Consider the following 19,599-nt stretch of genomic DNA (forward strand, 5'->3'; position numbering starts at 1 on the left):
GCCGGAGCGCCGGACGGTCAACGCGTGTCCGCCGTGCCTGTGTCTCCGAGATTGCGTTGAGCCCCAAACGCCGTCCGCCCGTTTTCCGCGCCTTGGGGGGTTGTAGCTGAGTCGGTTCCGGGCCGGCCGGAGTTATCCCCAGCCATCGGCGGCATCGGGATGATGGCGGGCTCCATGGTGCTCACCGGGCGGAGCAGGCCGGTATGGCGCAGCGAGGGGCCCTGGCGCGGAGCCCCGCCGCGGACGAACTGGCGCAGGCGGTCGATCTCGTTGCGGGTGAGCGAGGGGTTCTGCGGGGGCGGGACTTCGTGCTGGGGCGGACGATGGGCGGCGGCGGGCGGCCGTTCGACCGGGATGCCGGACTCGATGACGAGGTCGGCCGGGCCGCCGGTGAGGATGAGGTGCTCGACATTGTCGCGGCGGACGATCAGCAGCTGGCGCCTGGCGTCGACCTGCATGTGATCGATGACGCTGAGACGCCGGTTGCGGCCGCGTCCGACCGCGTTGGTCGAGCGGGACAGCAGCTTGACGAGCCACAGGCCGAGCACGACCAGCACGAGCACGATGCCCAGTGCGAGCACGGATGTGACGACGGCCCCGGCCGATTCGCCTAGCAAGCTGGTCATGAACTGCATCGCCGCCTCTCCCCAAAAACCGGTCCGGGTGGCCATCCGAACGCAGATCAGTGGAACTTATTGCCTATCAATGCGCCGGGATTGTGCAAAATGCGAGACATTGCAGCAGCCAGACCGTCGTGGTTAACGCCTCGTTAATACCTGCCCGGCAGGATTTGCCCAGTTGCCGGGGGATTCCTGCCGCCATGAAGATCGGACTGCTCGATGCGCTGAGCGAAAAGATGCGCTGGCACCAGGCGCGGCAGACGCTGCTCGCCGAGAACGTCGCCAATGCCGACACGCCCAATTATCGCGGCCGCGACCTCAAGGCTTTCGGTTTCGAGGAGCACATGCAGCAGCTTTCGGGCGTCAGGATCGCGACCGTCGCGACCCAGCCGGGGCATATCTCGGTGCAGGGCGTCGGTGCCGACGGGTTCGGCGCGCGCCAGATGAACAGCTTCGAGATCACGCCGGAGGGCAATGGCGTCACGCTCGAGGACGAGATGATGAAGGTGGCGGGCAACCAGATGGACTACCAGGCGATCACGGCGCTCTACACGCGCTCGATCAAGCTGCTGAAGACGGCACTGGGCAAGCAGGCGTGATGCGATGAACGACTTCCTCTCCTCCCTCAAGATCGCCGCCACCGGGCTCCATGCGCAGTCGGCGCGCATGCGGGTGATCGCGGAAAACCTCGCCAACGTCGATTCCGCCGGCAAGACGCCGGACGACGACCCGTACCGGCGCAGGATCCCGACGTTCAAAGCGGTGATGGACAATGAACTGGGTGGCACCAAGGTCGAAATCGGCCGCATCGCCTACGACCAGTCGGATTTCAGCGAGCGCTACGAGCCGGGGCACCCGGCGGCGGATGCCAGCGGCTACGTGAAGTACCCCAATGTCAACGCGCTGATCGAGACGATGGACATGCGCGAGGCGCAGCGCAGCTACGAGGCCAACCTCAACGTCGTCACCGTCACCCGGCAGATGCTGGGATCGACTCTCGACATCCTGCGCGGCTGAGTCCGGAGAATCCTAGATGGCCATTCCACTCACTGCCGCGACCTCGGCCTATGCCAACGCGGCCAAGCTGCTCAACCAGGCGGCTAAGCCGCAGGCCCTGAACCAGGTCGCCGAAGCCGGGCAGGGCAACGACTTCGCCAAGCTCCTCGGCCAGGCCGTGCAGGGCGTGGTCGACAACGGCAAGGCCGCCGACGCCAAGGCGATGGACATGGTCAACGGCCGCGCCGACATGGTCGACGTGGTGACGGCGATCAGCCAGACCGAGCTGGCCATGGACACCATGGTCGCGGTGCGCGACCGGGTGATCTCGGCATACGAGGAAATCATGCGGATGCCGATCTGAGCGGGCAGCGACTCGCGGTAAGCCTGTCGGCACGCATGGGCCGTTGAAATGCATCAGACTCTCCTCACCGCAGTTGTCATCCCCGCGAAAGCGGGGATCCAGGCTTCCGCAGGCGCGTGGGGAGAGACGGATTCCGGCTTTCGCCGGAATGACACCGGGGGTGGGATGAAGGGCGTCGAGGTTCCCGCCTTCGCGGGAATGACCCGGTGGGTCGGGGAAGCGCGGAGAGCCGGCGCATGACCGGGCCGGCAGTGCTCGATATCGCCCGCGAGGGCATCTGGGCGATGATCCTGATCGGCGGGCCGGTCATGGGCGTGGGGCTGGTCGTGGGCGTGGTGATCGCGCTGTTCCAGGCGCTGACCCAGATCCAGGAGCAGACGCTGGTCTTCGTGCCCAAGATCCTCGCGATCTTCATCACCATGCTGCTGACCCTGCCGTTCATGGGCGCGGTGCTGGGCGGCTACATGAACCGGATCGTCGACATGATCATGATCGGCGGCTGACCATGATCTCGCTCAACTGGCTGCCCGGCACGGCCTATGTGTACCTGGTGATCTTCGCGCGCATCGGCTCGATGCTGATGCTGATCCCGGCGCTGGGCGAGGCGACCATCCCGGCGCGGATGCGGCTGGGGTTCGCGCTGGCCATGGCCGCGGTGCTCTATCCGCTGGTCTCGGACCAGATCCCGGCCCTGCCGGGCGAACTGCTCGGCGTGGTGGCGATCGTCGTGCACGAGATCGTCATCGGGCTGATCCTGGGCAGCATTGCGCGGCTCGCCGTGTCCGGCACGCAGACGGCCGGCGCGGTGATCGCACAGGCCTCCGGCCTGGCGCTGGCGCAGGCGGCGGACCCGACCAACGGCGGGACGCAGGGCGTGCTGATCGGCGCCTTCCTGTCCATGCTGGGGATCGCGCTGATCTTTGCCACGGACCTGCATCACGTGGCGCTCTCGGCGGTGCACGACAGCTACATGATCTTCACGCCGCGCGAGCCGCTGATGTTCGGCGACACGGCGCAGATGGTGATCGACACCGTCGCCGGGGCTTTCGTCGTCGGCGTGCAGATGTCGGCGCCGTTCATCGTGTTCGGGCTGGTGTTCAACCTGGGCATGGGCATCCTCAGCCGGCTGATGCCGCAACTGCAGGTCTATTTCCTTGCCATGCCGGCGACGGTCGGCATCGGGCTGATCCTCATGGCGCTGCTCATCACGATGATGATGGGTCTCTACCTGACGCATTTCGAAGGCGTGCTTGCCACGCTGCGGGGCGCCTAGGTGAGCGACGAGGCCCCGGAACAGGAACAGAAAACCGAAGACCCTTCGGAACGAAAGCTCCGCGAGGCCCAGGAGAAGGGCAATGTGGTCAAGAGCCAGGAGGTCAATACCTGGTTCATCCTGTCCGGCTCGGCGCTGGTGTTCGCCATGATGGCCGGCCCGACCAGCCAGAGTTTGGTCTCCAGCCTCAGGGTCCTGCTCGAGAATGCCGAGAAGTTCGAGGTCGGAAGCCAGGCGCTGCAGGCGTTCTGGGGCAGTCTCGCGGGCTCGATCCTGCTCGTCGCGCTGCTGCCCTCGATCGTGCTGGCGGTGTTCGGCGTCGCCGCCAACCTCGTCCAGCATCGGCCGCTGCTGTCGCTGGAGCCGCTGAAGCCCAAGTTCAGCAAGATCAACCCGCTCGAAGGCGCCAAGCGCCTGTTCGGGGTCGAGGCGCTGGTCAATTTCGCCAAGGGGCTGGTCAAGCTGGCCGTGGTCTCGGCCGTGCTGTGGTTCGTGCTGGCGCCGCAGGTCGACAGCCTCGAGAACCTGATCAGGCTCGAGCCGGGGATGATCGTCCGCGACTTCATGGACCTGAGCCTGAAGATCTTCGGGGCGGTGCTGTCGGTGGTGACGATCATCGCCATCGCCGACTACCTGTACCAGCGCAACCGCTGGTGGAACCGGCTGAAGATGACGGTGCAGGAGACGCGCGACGAGTACAAACAGCAGGAGGGCGACCCCAAGGTCAAGGGCCGCATCCGGCAGGTGCGCATGGAGCGCAGCCGCAAGCGCATGATGGCGGCGGTGCCCAAGGCCACGGTGGTGATCACCAACCCGACCCACTTCGCGGTGGCGCTCAAGTACGACCGCGACATGGCGGCGCCGCAATGCGTGGCCAAGGGCGCCGACGCCATCGCGTTCCGCATCCGCGAACTGGCCAAGGCGAACGACGTGCCGATCGTCGAGAACCCGCCGCTGGCGCGCGCGCTCTATGCTGCGGTCGACATCGACCAGACGATCCCCGGGGAGCACTTCAAGGCGGTGGCCGAAGTGATCGGGTTCGTGATGCGGCTCAAGCGATCCGGGGGCTGGAAAGCCTCCGGCTAGCACAATGCCGCCCCAAAAGGGCCGCGGCTGCCGGGGATAACGCCATTGCCGCTACCCAAGCGTCAAACCCATTTGCTAGACCTCTAGGAAGGCCGATTCGGCGCGATTTCCCCTGGGGCACCACCAGCGCATGGCACCTCTGCCGCTCGACGAGGACAACTATCCCACTCCGCTGGTGAGCCGGGGCCGGCCGGTGTCGGGATTGTGGCGGGTGGTGGCGCTGGCGGCGTTCTTCATCGCCGTCGCGGTGCTGATCGCGACGCTGGGCGACGAGATCCCCGCCGACCTGATCCTGGTGTTCCTGGGCCTGCTGGCCGTGGTGGGCGTGTTCTGCCTGTTCGCCATCGCGGCGGGCCTGTTCCGATTCTCGGCCAGCGACGATACCCGGACGCTGAGCCGGGCGGTGGTCGACAGCCTGCCGTTCGGGGCGCTGGTGACCGACCGGTTCGGCAAGATCAGCTACGTCAACGCGCATTACGGCGAGTTTCCCGGCGGGGTGACCGACGGCGTCCCGGTGTCGGTGCCGCGGCTGTTCGCCGGCGAGCCGGAGGCGGCCGAGGCGATCTACCGGCTGGCGCGGGCGGCCCGCGACGGGCGTCCCGCCATGGAGGACCTCCGCATCATCGGTGGCGTGGGCGGCTCGGCCGGCGGCTCGAGCAAGCCGTTCTGGTATCGCGTCGCGGTGCGGGCGCTGCCCTCGATCGGCGAGGGCGGCAAGCCGCTGGTGCTGTGGACGGTCGAGGACATCACGCGCGACCGCGAGCGGCAGGACCATGCCTTCGTCGAGCTGCAGCGGGCCATCGATTATCTCGACCATGCGCCGGCCGGCTTCTTCTCGGCCGATGCGCAGGGCAGGGTGCAGTACCTCAACTCGACGCTGGCCGACTGGCTGGGCTACGACCTGGCCGAGTTCGAATCGTCGGCGATCCGGCTCGAGGACATCGTGCGCGGCGACGGCGCCAGCCTGTTGATGCGCGGCCGGGCCGACGGCGAGATTCGCACGGAAATCATCGACATCGACCTGGTGCGGCGCAACGGCACGAGCTTTCCGGTACGGCTGATGCACCGGGCGGCGCGGTTGGCCGACGGCGAACTGGGCGAGACGCGCACGCTGGTGCTCGACCGGCGCCAGGGGGCCGACAAGGAAGAGGCGCTCAGGGCCTCGGAAGTGCGGTTCTCGCGCTTCTTCAACGACACCCCGTTCGCCATCGCGACGCTCGACCAGGCCGGGCGGATCGTCAGGACCAACGCGCCGTTCAGCCGGATCTTCGACTGGCACGGCAACGACAAGTCGATCGACATGCAGCCGATGGTGCAGCTGCTTGCCGAGACCAACCGGGAAGCGTTCGAGAAGGGACTGTCGGCAGCGCTCGCCAGCCGCTCGGAGATCGACCCGGTGGACGCGACCCTCGCCGGGGCGAGCGACCATGCGGTGCGGCTCTACATTTCCGGCTCGGAGGGCGGCGAGGGGGCCGACGAGCGGATCAACGTCTATGCGCTCGACATGACCGAGCAGCGCAAGCTCGAGGCGCAGTTCGCGCAGGGCCAGAAGATGCAGGCGGTGGGCCAGCTCGCCGGCGGCGTGGCGCACGACTTCAACAACGTGCTGACCGCCATCATCGGCTTCACCGACCTGCTGCTCCTGAAGCACAAGCCGGGCGATCCGTCCTTCGCCGACCTGATGTCGATCAAGAACAGCGCCAATCGCGCGGCCGGCCTGACGCGCCAGTTGCTGGCGTTCTCGCGCCGGCAGACGCTGCGGCCGCAGGTGCTGGAGGTGCCGGGGCATCTCGACGACCTGACGGTGCTGCTCAAGCGCCTGATCGGCGAGCAGATCACGCTCGGGGTCGAGCACGCGGCCAATGTCTGGCCGGTCAAGGCGGACCTGGTGCAGCTCGAGCAGGTGGTGGTCAACCTCGTGGTCAACGCGCGCGACGCCATGCCGAACGGCGGCAGCATCTCCATCCGGACCCGCAATGTCACCGAGCAGGAGGCGGCGGGGTTCACCTATCGGGGCATGCCGCCGGCCGACTACGTGCTGATCGAGGTCGAGGATGCCGGCACCGGCATGCCGGCGGAGATCATGGAGAAGATCTTCGAGCCGTTCTTCTCGACCAAGGAACTGGGCAAGGGGACGGGGCTTGGGCTCTCGACGGTCTATGGCATCGTCAAGCAGAGCTCGGGCTTCATCTATGTCGACTCCGTGGTCGGCAAGGGCACGACCTTCCGCATCTTCCTGCCGCGCCACGTGCCGACCGAGGGCGAAGCACCGGTCAAGCAGGCGGTGGCGCAGGTCAAGGACCTGACCGGGCACGAGCGCATCCTGCTCGTCGAGGACGAGGACTCGGTGCGGGCCTTCTCGGCGCGGGCGCTGAGGACGACCGGCTACGAGGTATTCGAGGCCGACAGCGGCGACGAAGCGCTCGATGTGCTCGAGGAGCTCGACTACCAGATCGACCTGATGATCTCGGACGTGGTGATGCCCGAAATGGACGGGCCGACGCTGCTCAACCACGTGCGCGAGCGCATGCCCACGCTCAAGGTCATCTTCGTTTCCGGCTATGCCGAGGAAAGCGTGCGCCAGGACATCGCCGACAACCAGAGCGTCGAGTTCCTGCCCAAGCCCTATTCGCTCGACCAGATCAATTCCAAGGTCAAGGACGTGCTGGGCAAGGTCGACAAGGAATAGTCAGCGCGGGAGCCGGTCCCTGACCTTGCGTACGACGTCGCGGTTGGTCAGGTCGTAGCGGTCCTCGGGCGGATAGAGCGCGAAGCCGAAATAGACATGCGGGCGGTGGGCGGTCGAGGTGTCCGGCTGCGGCTTGAAGCTCGCCATGTGCACCTGGTCGGCGCCGGTATAGCTGACGACGTTGGCGGCGGTCTGCGGGGTGACGCCGCCCGGCAGGATCTCGATGCGGCCCCTGGCATGGGCGACCAGCTCGCGGATGACCTCGATGCCCTCGGCGGCCGAGTTCTCCTGGCCGGCGGTGAGGACGCGCTTGAAGCCGAGCTCGATGAGGCTGTCGAGGGCCTTGAACGGATCGGGCGTCACGTCGAGGGCGCGGTGGAAGACGATCTCGGTGTCGCCGGCAGCGCGGATCACCCGCTCGCAGGCCTTCTCGTCGACGGTGCCGTCGGGCTTGAGGATGCCGAAGACGATGCCGTCGGTGCCGTGCTCGACCGCGAGGCGGGCGTCGTGCAGCATGGCCTCGATTTCGACTTCGCTGTAGCAGAAGCCGGCGCCGCGCGGGCGGATCATGGTGATCACCGGGATCGACAGCCGTTTCCTAGCTTCGATGAGGCTGCCGAGCGTCGGCGTCAGGCCGCCGAGGAAGATCGCCGAGTTCAGCTCTACCCGGTCGGCGCCACCCGCCTCGGCTTCGATGGCGTCGTCGACCGAACCGCAGCAGACTTCGAGCAGGTAGCGCATGGGGGCCTCACAGGTACGAGGACCTACCGTTAGCGTCGGGCGGGCGGTGCGGCGATGCGCTGCCGTTCCGTCGGGAGGAACTTGCGAACGGCGTGGCAAAAGCGGCGGCGGGAGCCTATATCGCTGGCATGGACAGCACCCTTGCCAAGATCGACCAGTTCCTCGCCGCACTCGACGCCTCGGTCGCCGACGGCAGTTTCGTGCGGCTGGCCTTGCGGATGCCGTGCGGCGCGGACGAGACGCTGAAGAGCATCGACGTCAAGCCGGCGACGATCCGCGACCAGCTCAAGCTGAGTTTCACCTTCCACCACCAGACCCGCGACCTGACGCAGAACCATCCGCCGGCCGGGGCGATCGGGCAGCTCAGGAAGCTGGTGGAGAAGGATTTCCGGCAGGCCTTCCTCTACACCACCGCTTTCGACCTCAGCTATGACGCGCAGGGCAAGTCGCCGCGGCTGAAGCAGTCGGTGGCGACCAGCAAGGCCCCGGCGACGCTGGCCCACGACCGGGAGAAGACCCGCTCGATCAAGGCCGAGGGAACGCCGTGGCTGACGGCCCTCGGCGTGACCGGCGCCGACGGGCAGGTGCTGAAGGCGTCCGGCGACAAGTTCCGTCAGATCAACCGCTATGTCGAAATCCTGGGGCCGCTGCTCAAGGCCATCCCGGCGGAGCGGCTGCACAAGGTCGTCGACATGGGCGCCGGCAAGGGCTACCTGACCTTCGCGGTGGCCGACTATCTCAAGCAGGTGCTGCACCGGCCGACCGAGGTGGTGGGTGTCGAGTTCCGGCCTGACCTCGTCGCGTTCTGCAACGAGACGGCGGACGAGACCGGCACGGACAACCTGAGCTTTGCCCAGGGGACGATCGAGAGTTTCGACTCAACCGGGGCCGACGCGCTGATCGCGCTGCATGCCTGCGACACGGCGACCGACGACGCGATCGCCAAAGGGATCGCCGCCGGTTCCGAGCTGATCGTCGTCGCACCGTGCTGCCACAAGCAGATCCGGCGCGAGATGGAGACCTCGAACCACCCCAACGCGCTCGATTTCGTCACCCGGCACGGCATCTTCCTCGAGCGGCAGGCCGAGATGGTCACCGACGCGATGCGGGCCATGATCCTCGAGCATTTCGGCTATTCGACCAAGGTGTTCGAGTTCGTCTCGGACGTTCATACGCCCAAGAACGTGCTGATCGTCGCGACGAAGACGAAGCGCGGCAAGGACGCGGGGGCGCTGAAGAAGCTCGCGGAAGCGAAGGAGTTTTTCGGCATCCGCCGGCACTATCTCGAGGGCGCGGTGGGGCTTTCTTCCCTCTCCCCTTGAGGGAGAGGGTGGCTCGGTGAAGCCGAGACGGGTGAGGGGAAGGTCGCTCCTCGCTGCCGCTCGAAACGGGCTACGCTACGCTGCGCCACCCCTCATCCGGCGCTTCGCGCCACCTTCTCCCCTCAAGGGGAGAAGGAAGGCGGTGAGGCCAGTGCTTAAGCCACCCGCCCGTTCGGCAGCGGGGTGCCCGGGGCGGCGAGCTTGCGGTCGGCGAGGGCATCCCAGAGGGCGTCCGGCACCTTGGTGTTCCACCAGTCGATGATGCCGGCGAGTTCGGCGGGCGACTTGGGGCCGGGCAGGATGTTGCAGATGGCCTTGTGGGCCAGCGGAAACTGCAGGGCGGCGGCGCCGATCGGGGTGCCGAACTCCTTGCACAGCGCCTCGAGTTCGGCGACCCGCTGGATGATGTGCGCGGGCGCGGCGGCGTAGTTCCACTTGCCGGTGCCCATCAGCGCGCCGCCGTTGAACGGGCCGCCGCAGACCACCGAGGCGCCGCGCTCGAGGCAGGTGGTGAGGAACGGCGCAAGCGAGGTCTGCTCGAGCAGGGTGTAGCGGCCGGCGAGCAGGAACACGTCCCACTCGCCGAGCTTGAAGGCGTCCATCAGCACTTCCCACTCGTTGACGCCGAGCCCGATGGCCTTGACCTTGCCGGAGGCCTTGAGCTCGGTCAGCGCCTTGTAGCCGCCTTCCTCCGCCAGCTGCTTCCAGTAGATGGCGTTCTGCTCGGCGCCATGGGTGACGACGCCGATATCGTGCACGAACAGGATGTCGACCTTGCTGAGGCCGAGGCGCTGCAGGCTCGCCTCGTAGGAGCGCATGACGCCGGCATAGGTGTAGTCGTAGACCTGCTCGAACGGGAACGGCCGGGCCCAGGCGTGCGGATAGTCGCGCTCGGCCTCGGACTGGATCGGGCGGAGCAGGCGGCCGACCTTGGTGGAGAGCGCGACGCCATGGGTGTGGTAGCGCAGGCCGTCGCCCATCAGGTGCTCGGAGCGGCCGTAGCCATATTGCGGCGCCGTGTCGAAGTAGCGGATGCCGGCATTGAGCGCGGCGGTGACGGTGTCGCGCGCCTGCTGGTCGGGCACGTCCTGGAAGATGCCGGCGAGGGTCGCGCCGCCGAGGCCGAGCTCGGTCAGTTCGAGGTCGGTGCGGCCCACGCGGCGGGTGTTGAAGGCTGTGGCGCTCATTGCTGGAACTCTCCCTGTGGACCTTGGTCCGCGATGGCGGCGGACACTGACATGTCAGTGCCACGGGGTAAACCAGCCGAGGGTCCCAGGGCAAGTGCACATGAGCCGGGCAGGGGCCCGGCTCACATGTTCGTCTCAGAGCTGCCGGATCACCACCGGGCGTTCGGCATCCCACGCCACGGCGTTGCGCAGCGGCAGGCCGAACTGGCTTTCCTCGATCTCGAAGACGTCGCCCGGTTCGGTCTTGATGCCATCGGCAAAGCTCAGCGTCGCGGTGCCGAACATGTGCACGTGGATGTCGCCGGGCTGGCGGAACAGATCGTACTTGAAGTGGTGGTGCTCGAGGTTGGCAATGGTGTGGCTCATGTTGTCCTCGCCGGAGAGGAACGGCTTTTCCCACAGCACCTTGCCGGCGCGCAGGATGCGCGACATGCCCGAGACATTGCGCGGCAGCTCGCCGACCCGCAGTTCCGGCCCGAACGAGCAGAAGCGGAGTTTCGAATGGGCGAGGAACAGGTAGTTCACCCGCTCGGTCACATGGTCGGAGAACTCGTTGCCGAGCGCAAAGCCGAGGCGGAACGGCGTGCCGTCCTTGCCGATATAGTAGATGCCGGCGATCTCGGGCTCCTCGCCCGCGTCCCTGGCGAAGGCCGGCGATGGGATCGGCTTGCCGGGGGCAGCGACGATGTTGCCGTTGCCCTTGTAGAACCATTCTGGCTGCACGCCGACCTGGCCGGGCGCGGGCTTGCCGCCCTCGAGGCCCATGCGGAACATCTTCATGCTGTCGGTCAGCGGCGCCTCGGCGGCCTGCTGGTTCGACTTGTGCATGGCGTCGCGGGTGGAGGCGGAGCCGAGGTGTGTGAGGCCGGTGCCGGTGACGTAGAGGTGGGCGGCGTCGGGATGGTCGACCGGCGACAGCAGGCGGCCTTCGGCGGCGAGCGCCGCCTTGTCGATCTTGCCGCCGAGCCCCTTCTCGATCACCACCTCGCGCAGGCCGAGGCCGCGCTCGGCCGCCTCGGCGGCCAGCGCATAGACGCTCCCGGCCCCGGTGACGACGCTGGTGATGCCGCCCTCGGTCACGCCAACGGCCTTCGTGCCCCGGTCATCGGTGAACTGGATGAGATGCATGAGCGATGTCCCCCTCGAATGCGAAACGCCGGCCTCGGCCGTGGCGCGCGCATTGAACTGAAGGGCAGGCAAAAGGCAAGTCTTCATTAGTACGACTTATGGCCGGCAGCACGCCGCCCGCGGACGAATCAGGGCACTGCCAGAGAGCAAGGCACAGCGAATTTACCCCCTTGACGTTTTGGAAACGAAATGAGAACAAAGTAAGCACATTAGATGGACATCAATCGGTTTGCGCTGCGCCGACCGAAGTGGAATAAGGGGACATCGTCATGGCTGCTGCGGCACCACTTCGCGTGATTGAGGGATCGATGGACAAGGACAAGGCGCTGGCGGCAGCGCTGAGCCAGATCGAGCGGAACTTCGGCAAGGGTTCCGTGATGCGGTTCGCCGACAATGCGATCCAGCAGGTCGAGGCGATCTCCACCGGCTCGCTCGGCCTTGATATCGCGCTGGGCATCGGCGGCTTGCCGCGCGGCCGCATCATCGAAGTGTTCGGGCCGGAAAGCTCGGGCAAGACGACGCTGGCGCTGCACGTGGTGGCCGAGGCGCAGAAGAACGGCGGCATCGCCGCCTTCATCGACGCCGAGCACGCGCTCGACCCGGTCTATGCCCGCAAGCTCGGCGTGAAGGTCGACGAGTTGCTGATCTCGCAGCCCGATACCGGCGAGCAGGCGCTCGAGATCGCCGACACGCTGGTGCGCTCGGGCGCCATCGACGTGCTGGTGGTCGATTCGGTGGCAGCGCTGACGCCCAAGGCCGAACTCGAGGGCGAGATGGGCGATTCCATGCCCGGTCTGCAGGCCCGCCTGATGAGCCAGGCGATGCGCAAGCTGACCGGTTCGATTTCCAAGTCGAAGGCGATGGTGATCTTCATCAACCAGATCCGCATGAAGATCGGCGTGATGTACGGCTCGCCCGAGACGACGACGGGCGGCAATGCGCTGAAGTTCTACTCCTCGGTCCGCCTCGACATCCGCCGCATCGGCGCGATCAAGGAGCGCGAGGAAGTCATCGGCAACCAGACGCGCGTCAAGGTGGTCAAGAACAAGCTGGCCCCGCCGTTCCGGCAAGTCGAGTTCGACATAATGTATGGCGAGGGCATCTCCAAGACCGGCGAACTGCTCGACCTGGGCGTCAAGTCCGGCATCGTCGAGAAATCCGGCGCCTGGTTCTCCTACGACAGCCAGCGCCTGGGGCAGGGCCGCGAGAATTCCCGCCAGTTCCTCAAGGACAATCCGCAGATCGCCGACCAGATCGAGAAGAGCGTCCGCGAAAGCTCCGGCGTGCTCGCCGAGGCGCTGCTCACCGGTCCGGAAGGCGACGAGGGCGACGAAGGCGAACCGTGATCGGTTCGGCGACGGTTGCGAGCTTGAAGGGCGTCCGCGAGGGCGCCCTTTATCGTTTGGCAGGGCCGGCTGCGGGTTGCCCCACCTGCCGCACGTATCGGCGCGCGTTGCCGCCCCCACCCTAGCTTCGCTACGGGCCTCCGGCCCTAGCTGCGCTACCCTCCCCACGAGGGGGAGGGAGACCGGTGGATCGGGTGGTCAATCAGGGGTCTCCCCCTCCGCCTTGTGGGGAGGGCCGCGGCGCTTCTGAGAGCGGCACCAGCAAAGCTGGGTGGGGCGGGCACGCGCAGCGGCGTCGGGTGGCGAGCGCTGCGGGGGGGGGGGGGCGTCGCCACGCCCATCCGCCAGTCCTCGCGTGGGTGCGACGCGCACTGCGCGGCAAATGTGACGCTCGCGTGGCTGCTGTGCTGGACACGAATGCAAGCCCCGCGATAGAAGGCGTTTCCTGTTGTTGCTGGCGGGGCCGAGGCCTCGCCTTTTGCCTGTTAAGAGACCCGTCATGACGAGCGTGAACGATATCCGGTCGAGCTTCCTCGGTTACTTCGAGAAGAACGGCCACGAGCAGGTCGCCTCCAGTCCGCTGGTGCCGCGGAACGATCCGACGCTGATGTTCACCAATGCCGGCATGGTGCAGTTCAAGAACGTCTTCACCGGTGTCGAGAAGCGCGATTACGTGCGGGCGACGACCTCGCAGAAATGCGTGCGCGCCGGCGGCAAGCACAACGACCTCGACAATGTCGGCTTCACGGCCCGGCACCACACCTTCTTCGAGATGCTGGGCAATTTCTCGTTCGGCGACTACTTCAAGGAGCACGCGATCGAGCTGGCCTGGAACCTGCTCACCAAGGAGTGGGGCCTGCCCAAGGCCAAGCTGACCGCGACGATCTACCAGGACGACGACGAAGCGTTCGAGTTGTGGAAGAAGATCGCCGGCCTGCCCGAGGATCGCATCGTGCGGCTCGGCGCCAAGTCGAACTTCTGGCAGATGGGCGATACCGGCCCGTGCGGCCCGTGCTCGGAAATCTTCTACGACCACGGCGAGAAGTACTGGGGCGGCCCGCCGGGCTCGCCCGAGGAAGACGGCGACCGCTTCGTCGAGATCTGGAACCTCGTGTTCATGCAGTACGAGCAGTTCGCGGACGGCTCGCGCACCAAGCTGCCCAAGCCCTCGGTCGACACCGGCTCGGGGCTCGAGCGCGTCGCGGCCGTGATGCAGGGCACGAACAACAACTACGAGATCGACCTGTTCCGCTCGCTGGTCGGCTCGACCATGCAAGCGACCGGCTTCAACGGCGACCCGACGACGCCGAGCCTGCGCGTCATCTCTGACCATGTGCGCGCCATGAGCTTCCTCATCGCCGAGGGCGTGCTGCCGTCGAACGAGGGCCGCGGCTACGTGCTGCGCCGCATCATGCGCCGCGCCATGCGCCATGCGACGCTGCTCGGCGCCACCGATCCGGTGATCCACAAGATCGTGCCGACGCTGGTCAAGGAGATGGGCCAGGCCTATCCCGAACTGGTGCGCGGCGAGCAGATGATCGAGGAGACGGTGCGGCTCGAGGAACAGCGGTTCCTCAAGACGCTGAGCCGCGGCCTCGTGATCCTCGACGAGGCGACCGCTTCGCTCAAGGAGGGCGACATGCTCGAGGGCGTCACGGCCTTCAAGCTCTACGACACCTACGGCTTTCCGCTCGACCTGACGCAGGACGCGCTGCGCACGCGCGGCATCAATGTCGACCTCTCCGGCTTCGAGGACGCCATGGCGCGGCAGCGCGCCGAGGCGCGCAAGAACTGGGCCGGTTCGGGCGAGGCGAGCGAGGACAAGGTGTGGTTCGCCGTGGCCGACCAGGTCGGCCCGACCGAGTTCCTCGGCTACGAGACCGAGACCGCCGAAGGCGCGGTGACCGCACTCGTCAAGGGCGGCGCGGTCGTCGAAGAACTGAAGGCCGGAGACGAGGGCTATGTCGTCCTCAACCAGACGCCGTTCTACGGCGAGAGCGGCGGCCAGGTGGGAGACACTGGCACGCTGACCGGCGAAGGCATCGCGGCGACGGTGCTCGACACGGTGAAGAACAGTGGCGTGTTCGGCCACAAGGTGAAGGTCACCGAGGGCACCATCAAGGTCGGCACCCCGCTGGCGCTGATCGTCGACCACGAGCGCCGCTCGGCCATCCGCGCCAACCACTCGGCGACGCACCTGCTGCACGAGGCGCTGCGGCTGGTGCTGGGCGATCACGTGGCGCAGAAGGGCTCGCTCGTCTCGGCCGATCGGCTGCGCTTCGACTTCGTGCACACCAAGCCGATCACCCCGCAGGAGCTGGCGCAGGTTGAGGAGATCGCCAACGACATCGTGCTGCAGAACTCCCCGGTCGAGACGCGCCTGATGGGCGTCGAGGAGGCCAAGGAGTCCGGTGCGCGGGCGCTGTTCGGCGAGAAATATGGCGACGAAGTGCGCGTCGTCTCGATGGGCGATCCGACCGGCAATGCGGTCGGCTGGTCGGTCGAGCTCTGCGGCGGCACGCATGTGCGCCGCACCGGCGATATCGGGCTGATCACGGTGCTCGGCGATTCCGGCGTTGCGGCCGGCGTGCGCCGCATCGAGGCGTTGACCGCCAAGGGCGCGCGCCACCATGCCCGCGCCAACACCAATATCGTCGCCAGCGCGGCGGACGTGCTGCATGTCGGCGCGCATGAGGTGGTCTCCCGCATCGAGGCGCTGCAGGAAAACCTCAAGAAGGCCGAGCGTTCGCTCAGCGATGCCAACAAGAAGCTGGCGCTGGGCGGCGGTGGTTCGGCCCCGGCGGCGGCCGACGAGACCGTCAACGGCGTCACCTATGTCGGGCGCGCCGTCGAGGGCATTTCGGCCAAGGACGTGAAGGGCCTCGTCGATGCGGAAAAGAAGCGCATCGGCTCGGGCGTGGTCACCGTCGTGCTGAAGGGCGAGGACGGGCGCGGCACGGTGGCCGTGGGCGTCACCGACGACCTGACCGGCAAGTACTCGGCCGGCGACCTGATCAAGCTCGCGACCGCGGCATTGGGCGGGCAGGGCGGCGGCGGCCGTCCCGACATGGCGCAGGGCGGCGGTCCGGATGGCGCCAGGGGCGCCGAGGCGATCGCGGCGGTGCGCGGCGCCCTCTAGGCGCCGCCCCTAGACCGGATCGGGGCCGGGGCCCTTGAAGTCGTCCGGCGATGGATTGTCATGCCGGGCGCGATACTCGGCCCAGCGCCCGGCGATGCGGGCGCGGGCGCCGTCGGCGAAGATGTTGGCAAGCCCGGCAGCCACGATGACGCCAAGTCCGGCAAGGCTGACGGCGTCGGGCAGTTCGGCAAAGAACAGCGCCCCGAACAGCAGCGCCCAGATGATCTGGCTGTACTGCATCGGCGCCACGCGGCTGGCCGGCGCCAGGGCCACGCCCTTGAGCTGCAGCAGGTAGCCGATGCCGCCCAGCACGCCGCAGGCGATCAGGCCCCCGACCATTGGCAGGCTCGGCAGGCTGGCGCCGATGATCAGCAGTCCGACGAGGTTGGCGGCAAGGGTCAGCAGGCCGGGCAGAGCGAACAGGGTGACGCGGCGCTCGGCGCCGGAGATCAGCCGGATGGTGGTCAGCGATACGGCGGCGGCAAGGGCGCAGATGAACGCCGTGACGTGGCCGAGCTCGATCTCGCGGAAGCCCGGTCGGACGACGAGCAGCACGCCGAGGAAGCTCACCACAACCAGAACCCAGCGATCGAGCGAGACCTGCTCCTTGAGCACGACCACCGACAGGATGGTCGCCAGCACCGGGATCAGGAAGACGAGGCAATAGGCCTCGGCGAGCGGGATGGTGACGAAGGAATAGGTGATCAGCATCGCGCTCAGCGTCCGGCAGACGGCGACGAGGAGCATCAGCGCCGGGCGGTTCAGCTTGAACGTATCGCGCCAGCGTTCCTCCCGCGGCTTGGAGAACAGGGCCGGCAGGAACGAGAAGACGGTGGTGAAAAAGCCGATCTCGAAGATGCTGAGCGAGCCGCCCAGCGCTTTCACCAGCGCGTCGCCGGTGGAGAAGGCGGCCATGGCGCCCAGCGCACAGAGTACGCCGAGCGAGGTGGGTGAGAGGGAGCGGAACATCTACTTGCCGGCCGCCACCTGGTGCTGAGGCGGCTTGGCGGTGCGCACGTCCTTGCCCAATGGCGCGCTGACCTCGGCGGCCGCGCTGGCCGGGCCGAACACCGACAGGCGCGAGAAGATGCGGATGCGCGTCTCGTCCGACACGACGTTGAGGATGCCGCCGAAGGCCACGACGACGAGGCCGCAATAGGCCACGGCGTCGGGGTACTCGTGGAAGAACAGCGCGCCGAACACGATGGCCCACAGGATCTGGCTGTACTGCGCCGGCGCGATCCGGCTGATCGGGGCGCGGCGGGTGGCGGCGATGAAGATGATGTTGCCGGTGCCGCCAAGGCCGCCGATGGCCAGCAGCAGCGCGAATTGCTGCAGCGACGGCCAGTGGAACGTCGGCAGCATCAGGATGCCGTTGACGATGACGATGTAGCCGAGCGGCAGCCCGAGCAGGCTGACGCGCTTCTCGACCGGGGCGACCTTGCGCAGCGTGGTGGTGGTGATGCCGCCCATGAGCGCGGCGCCGAGCGCGAAGAGATGCCCAAGCTGCAATTCGCGGAAGCCGGGGCGCACGACGAGCAGCACGCCGCAGAAGCTGGCGGCGAGGAAGAACCAGCGCTGCCAGGTGACGTCCTCATGCAGGATGAAGCGCGACAGAGCGACGACGAAGATCGGCGCGAGGAAGGCGATCGAATAGGCCTCGGCCATCGGAATGTGGGTGAATGCGTAGATAATGCAGAGATTGCCGACGACGCCGGTGAGACTGCGCAGGTTCACCAGCCAGGGGTGGCGCATGTGGTGCAGCTGGCGCCAATGCTCGCCCCGGGGCTTGGTGAAGATCGCCGGGATGAAGGAGAAGAGCGCCGTCCAGAACGCGATCTCGAAGACGCTGAGGCCGCTGCCGAGGCCTTTGATGATGGCGTCACAACACGAGTAGAGCAGGTAGGCTATAAGCGAAAACGCGACGCCAACGGGCATCTGAATGGAAATCCGAAGGAAGGGGGCAAACTGGTATGTTAGTTGAATCGTATACGCTTGGCGTTGCGCCGCGTCGATGGGCGCGCCGGCCACACCCCGTAGTTATTTCGTCTCTATTTCGATCTTTTGGCGCGCCGGCAGGCTGAGCGCAGTGAGTCTGGGGGGCTGCCGCCGCCGGCAAGTTGTCGGCGGCCCGCGCAAAGTACTTTTCCCCGGGCTCAGTCGCAGCCGAGCTTCAGGCCGTTGAAATCGAACTCGCAGCCGACACGGCGCAGCGTCGCGAGGTCATCGTCGGATGCCGCGGCGCCGTCCGAGGGCAGGGCGAGAGCTTCGACGACGAGGGCATTGTCGCCGTCGAGGATGCCGTACCAGCTGAAGCTGATGCCGGTATCGTCATAGGTGCCGGAGCGGACGAAGCTGATGTCGTTGCTGGCCTCGCTGCCTATGGTCCGGCCGAGCAGGGGCTTGTCGCGGGCGCTCTCGAACAGGCTGCGGGGGCCGACGCGCTCGAACACGAAGACATTGTCCTTGTGCGAGACGCGCGAGGTCGAGGTGGTCGCGTCGAGCGCGAAGTCGCCGGGCATGACCGGCAGAGGCGGTGGCGCCGCGCGGTTGAAGCGGTTGGCGTCGATATCGGCCTCGCCGGGCAGGTCGAGGCTGTCGATGTCCTGGTCGAGCGGCAGGAAGTAGCTGTTGAGCGGGCCCTTGACGAGGATACGCTTGGTCGGATTGCGGCCCTGGCCGGCGGTGGACCAGCCCGCCTGCCGGTTGAACATCGACGTGGCGGCGCCGTTCAGGCCGTCGATGCCGGGGGTGAAATACAGCGCGATCTCGTAGTCGCCATTGGTGGCAAGGGATTCTTCGGTAACCGAGCAGTTGCCGATATCGAGCAGGCGCTCGCCCAGCAGGTAGCCGGATAGGGCACCGGCGTATTCGGCCTTGCCGATGTTCGGGGTGAATTCGGAGAGGAAGCGCCAGTTCATGTCGGCCGGATCGCCACGCTCGTCGATGGCGAGCAGGCGCATGCAGGCATTGCGCACGGCGGCCGGAATGTCGTTGACCCAGCCGGAGGTGGGCGTGGGCGGCAGGGCGACGCGGGCGAGGTAGAGGTCCTCGGCGGTCCTGAGGTCATAGGTCTCGTCGGGACCCATGCCGACCATCCTGAAGATGACCTCGGGGTCGACGTTCCACTTCACCAGTTCCTTGACCATGAGCGAGAGCGCGTCACGGGTCTGGCCCTGGGCGGCCATGCCGCCCCTTTCCTCCACGGCGGCGCGGAAGGAGTCCTCGTCCGCATAGGGGGCGTGGAAGCCGACGGTGGAACCCGGCTCCACCATGCGGTCGATATAGGTGCCCATGCCCTCCTGGCTCGACCAGGCGGAGCCGCCGAGGAAGGCGAAGGCGCAGGCGGAGTAACAGTATGCGCCGCGTTCGACGACCGTGGCGATGTGGTGCTCGCGCAGGAAGTCGGCGAGCGCGAGCCCTTCGACATAGCTGCCGCCGGGGCCGTTCATGGTCAGCACGGCGGTGGGCATGCCGTCGGGCCCACTGCAGCTTTCGCGGCAGTTGACGAAGCTGTTGTAGAGGCCCTCGAGCGCCGCGGCGTCGCCGGCCACCGTCTCGCCCTCATAGTGCAGATGAGGCACCGGATGCGTGGCCGAATAGTGCATCGAAACGATGGATATTTCGGCGGCGACCGCCGGAAGGGCAGGAACCATGGCGATCGACAGTATGGCGATCGCGCTCGTCAACAGGCGCATGCGGCAGTCC

At 67.1% G+C, this 19,599-nt stretch carries 17 protein-coding genes; 10 read left to right on the plus strand and 7 right to left on the minus strand.

The window, feature by feature from the left end; genetic code table 11:
• Positions 1-17: 17 nt before the first annotated feature.
• A complete protein-coding gene (locus J0I99_RS10005) occupies positions 18-626 on the minus strand; it encodes a flagellar biosynthetic protein FliO (protein ID WP_291393654.1) in 609 nt (202 codons plus the stop codon).
• Positions 627-820: 194 nt separating this feature from the next.
• Between J0I99_RS10005 and flgB the strand changes: the two genes are divergently transcribed.
• The 7 genes from flgB (at position 821) to cckA (ending at position 7,028) form a co-directional block, all read left to right on the plus strand.
• Entirely contained in the window at positions 821-1,219 is a 399-nt protein-coding gene (flgB, locus tag J0I99_RS10010) for a flagellar basal body rod protein FlgB (protein ID WP_291397323.1), read from the plus strand.
• 4 nt (positions 1,220-1,223) lie between these two features.
• A complete protein-coding gene (gene flgC / locus J0I99_RS10015; protein ID WP_291397326.1) occupies positions 1,224-1,637 on the plus strand; it encodes a flagellar basal body rod protein FlgC in 414 nt (137 codons plus the stop codon).
• Positions 1,638-1,653: 16 nt separating this feature from the next.
• Positions 1,654-1,980, plus strand: coding sequence for a flagellar hook-basal body complex protein FliE (gene fliE, locus J0I99_RS10020; RefSeq protein WP_291393648.1), 327 nt, complete (start codon positions 1,654-1,656; stop codon positions 1,978-1,980).
• 236 nt (positions 1,981-2,216) lie between these two features.
• Positions 2,217-2,483 carry a flagellar biosynthesis protein FliQ gene (fliQ, locus tag J0I99_RS10025; protein WP_291393646.1) on the plus strand — a complete coding sequence of 89 codons (267 nt, stop codon included), beginning with the start codon at positions 2,217-2,219 and terminating at the stop codon, positions 2,481-2,483.
• A 2-nt stretch (positions 2,484-2,485) separates the two neighbouring features.
• Positions 2,486-3,253, plus strand: coding sequence for a flagellar biosynthetic protein FliR (gene fliR / locus J0I99_RS10030; RefSeq protein WP_291397343.1), 768 nt, complete (start codon positions 2,486-2,488; stop codon positions 3,251-3,253).
• Positions 3,254-4,339: a flagellar biosynthesis protein FlhB gene (gene flhB, locus J0I99_RS10035; protein WP_291397345.1), complete on the plus strand. Its 1,086-nt coding sequence runs from the start codon at positions 3,254-3,256 to the stop codon at positions 4,337-4,339.
• Positions 4,340-4,469: 130 nt separating this feature from the next.
• On the plus strand, positions 4,470-7,028 hold the full coding sequence (cckA, locus tag J0I99_RS10040) for a cell cycle histidine kinase CckA (protein ID WP_291393640.1): 2,559 nt from the start codon (positions 4,470-4,472) through the stop codon (positions 7,026-7,028).
• Here the strand turns inward: cckA and J0I99_RS10045 are convergent, their stop codons facing one another.
• A complete protein-coding gene (locus J0I99_RS10045) occupies positions 7,029-7,769 on the minus strand; it encodes a copper homeostasis protein CutC (protein WP_291393638.1) in 741 nt (246 codons plus the stop codon).
• A 92-nt stretch (positions 7,770-7,861) separates the two neighbouring features.
• On the opposite strand from J0I99_RS10045, the gene J0I99_RS10050 reads away from it, so the two are divergent.
• The gene (locus tag J0I99_RS10050; RefSeq protein WP_291397347.1) at positions 7,862-9,091 is read left to right on the plus strand and encodes an SAM-dependent methyltransferase; all 1,230 of its coding nucleotides are present in this window, start codon (positions 7,862-7,864) and stop codon (positions 9,089-9,091) included.
• 155 nt (positions 9,092-9,246) lie between these two features.
• Here J0I99_RS10050 and J0I99_RS10055 read toward each other — a convergent pair whose 3' ends face one another.
• Together J0I99_RS10055 and araD1 are read right to left on the minus strand one after the other, a co-directional pair.
• Positions 9,247-10,278, minus strand: a complete 1,032-nt coding sequence (locus tag J0I99_RS10055; protein ID WP_291397349.1) for an aldo/keto reductase — start codon at positions 10,276-10,278, stop codon at positions 9,247-9,249.
• 135 nt (positions 10,279-10,413) lie between these two features.
• A complete protein-coding gene (araD1, locus tag J0I99_RS10060) occupies positions 10,414-11,406 on the minus strand; it encodes an AraD1 family protein (RefSeq protein ID WP_291397351.1) in 993 nt (330 codons plus the stop codon).
• 269 nt (positions 11,407-11,675) lie between these two features.
• Here araD1 and recA point away from each other — a divergent pair, with 269 nt between their 5' ends.
• Positions 11,676-12,752 carry a recombinase RecA gene (recA, locus tag J0I99_RS10065; protein ID WP_291390093.1) on the plus strand — a complete coding sequence of 359 codons (1,077 nt, stop codon included), beginning with the start codon at positions 11,676-11,678 and terminating at the stop codon, positions 12,750-12,752.
• A 499-nt stretch (positions 12,753-13,251) separates the two neighbouring features.
• Complete coding sequence (alaS, locus tag J0I99_RS10070; RefSeq protein WP_291397354.1) at positions 13,252-15,891, plus strand: alanine--tRNA ligase; 2,640 nt, start codon at positions 13,252-13,254, stop codon at positions 15,889-15,891.
• 9 nt (positions 15,892-15,900) lie between these two features.
• Here the strand turns inward: alaS and J0I99_RS10075 are convergent, their stop codons facing one another.
• The 3 genes from J0I99_RS10075 to J0I99_RS10085 all read right to left on the minus strand — a co-directional run bounded on the left by J0I99_RS10075 (position 15,901) and on the right by J0I99_RS10085 (position 19,589).
• Positions 15,901-16,860, minus strand: coding sequence for a DMT family transporter (locus tag J0I99_RS10075; RefSeq protein ID WP_291397356.1), 960 nt, complete (start codon positions 16,858-16,860; stop codon positions 15,901-15,903).
• Positions 16,861-17,829, minus strand: coding sequence for a DMT family transporter (locus J0I99_RS10080; protein WP_291392347.1), 969 nt, complete (start codon positions 17,827-17,829; stop codon positions 16,861-16,863).
• 218 nt (positions 17,830-18,047) lie between these two features.
• A complete protein-coding gene (locus tag J0I99_RS10085; RefSeq protein WP_291397358.1) occupies positions 18,048-19,589 on the minus strand; it encodes a hypothetical protein in 1,542 nt (513 codons plus the stop codon).
• Positions 19,590-19,599 lie beyond the last annotated feature (10 nt).

The organism is Devosia sp., assembly GCF_017307495.1.
Taxonomy (GTDB): domain Bacteria; phylum Pseudomonadota; class Alphaproteobacteria; order Rhizobiales; family Devosiaceae; genus Devosia_A.